We start from the raw sequence: 1967 nt of genomic DNA, 5'->3' as shown, positions 1-1967 counted from the left end.
TCACAACGCCACTGGCAACGACGCGAAGAAGCGGCCAACGACAGTATACAGTGTGACCTTCGCTACCAAGGACAACTCGAAGACCCAGAATCGGGCCTTTACTATAACGTAAACCGTTATTACGATGCAGACAGTGGCCAGTATCTTAGCCCCGACCCGATAGGGTTTGCGGGAGGATTAAGGCCACAGGCGTATGTCGCCAACCCACTAGAGTGGGTGGATCCGCTGGGGCTGGCGGGGTGTGGTTCAAAAAGTAAGTACCAGCCTGAAGAGGTGCTCGGCAGAAAAGTTTATAAAAATACAGAAGATGTTTTTCCTGGAAAACCTGAGTTTGTCGATTCATCAGTTCATCCATCTATTAAAAGCAAAATCTCAGATGGTTGGACTAACTTAGAGCTGATGAAAAAAGGCTATGCCCCAATCGGCCCAGATGGAAAACAAATAAATCTGCATCACGTAATTGGTAAAGAGCCTGGGCCGATGGTTGAAATCGTTTCATCAACGCATAAGAAATATCACAAACCTCTGCATGGCTTAATAGAAGATGGAAACAGTTTCAGGAATAATGCGAAACTAGAGCGACAGTATAGTAGATTTAGAAAGAGTTACTGGGAAACTAGAAGTTTAGATTTTTTGTGAGGTAAAATATGGAAAAAATCAATGAATTAATTAGAGATTTAGATAAGAATGCCGATGATGAGGTTTTTGGTTAGGGCAAGCAAGTGATGAGCAAATCCATCTATTAGAATCGGAGTTGGGTTCGTTGCTTCCTGACTCACTAAAATATTTCTTTCGCCTAGTTGGTGGTGGTGGTGTCATAGAGGAGGAAATATCTGGAATTATTTCTGATGACGCATCAGAAGAATGTCATGGCGGCATGCTTTTCGATACTCTTTATTGCAGAAAGGAATTTGGATTGCCCGACTACCTTGCAGTTATATACTTTAAAGAAGATGAAGTATGTTGGTGTGTTAACTTATTGCCTGACGGCTACGGTGAGATTGTGAGCTACAATCTTTTCAAGGAGGAGGTAGATAAAACACTCTATGACTCTTTCGAGCTTTTCTTCGAAGAATATGTAGAACTCAGAACAGAGTAAAGATCGAGACTACCGAGGTTAGCATCTCAGTCTTGAAGAGAGGGTGTTCATAGTTCTGTGTCACCGAGTAATCACGAGGGTGTTCAATATTCTGTGTCAGCCAATTTTTCATAGGTCTATGTGATCATCCAGTCGGCCTTCGAAGTGAATGGTCAGCTGCGATAGCGTCAGGCTCCAGTTCTGCACCGGGTGCGACCAACGCTCAGACGCCTTTAACATACCCGCGTAGAGCAGCTTGAGCAAGCTGTTCTCATTGGCAAAGCCCCCTTTGGTTTTGGTTAGCTTGCGGAACTGGCGGTGGACCGCCTCCACCGCGTTAGTCGTGTAGATGGCTGTTCGCACGTAGTCCGGATACTTAAAGTACCCTGATAACGTCGGCCATTTGCTGCGCCAAGATTTGATCACTATCGGGTATTTGTCGCCCCATTTGGCTTCGAGTTCGTCGAGCGCAATCTCAGCAGCATTCAGTGTCACTGCCTTGTACACGCATTTCAGATCGGCCATGAAAGCCTTCTGGTTCTTCGATGCAACGTACTTCATTGAGTTGCGGATCTGATGGATGATGCAGTGCTGGATTTCCGTGTGGGGGTAGATGCTTTCGATCGCCTCCGGAAAGCCTTTCAGGCCGTCAACGCAGGCAATCAGAATGTCTTTGACACCTCGATTGTGCAGGTCTGTTAAGACGCTCAGCCAGTGATGAGCGCCCTCCTGATCGGATAGGTAGAGACCGAGTAATTCCTTCTTGCCTTCGATGTTTAAGCCGAGAATGGTGTAGATCGCTTTGCTGATGTAACGCCCGTTTTCTTTGATTTTGTAATGAATAGCATCCAGCCAGACGATTGGATAGATGGATTCTAGATCGCGCTCT

General features: G+C 45.9%; 3 protein-coding genes. 2 read left to right on the top strand and 1 reads right to left on the bottom strand.

The genetic code is table 11. The annotated features are described in order from the left end of the window. The coding region (locus DZ54_RS25645) for an HNH/ENDO VII family nuclease (protein WP_025675441.1) at positions 1-639 on the top strand (639 nt) is incomplete at its 5' end. A 124-nt stretch (positions 640-763) separates the two neighbouring features. Next, entirely contained in the window at positions 764-1099 is a 336-nt protein-coding gene (locus DZ54_RS22970; RefSeq protein WP_240474072.1) for an SMI1/KNR4 family protein, read from the top strand. A 108-nt stretch (positions 1100-1207) separates the two neighbouring features. Here the strand turns inward: DZ54_RS22970 and DZ54_RS0117130 are convergent. Beyond that, the coding region (locus tag DZ54_RS0117130) for an IS256 family transposase (RefSeq protein ID WP_025675439.1) at positions 1208-1967 on the bottom strand (760 nt) is incomplete at its 5' end.

This window comes from Salinivibrio socompensis S35, from assembly GCF_000513715.1.
Lineage (GTDB): Bacteria > Pseudomonadota > Gammaproteobacteria > Enterobacterales > Vibrionaceae > Salinivibrio > Salinivibrio socompensis.
Note: the sequence above shows the minus strand (reverse complement) of the source record. Positions and strands in the feature narration are given on the sequence as shown.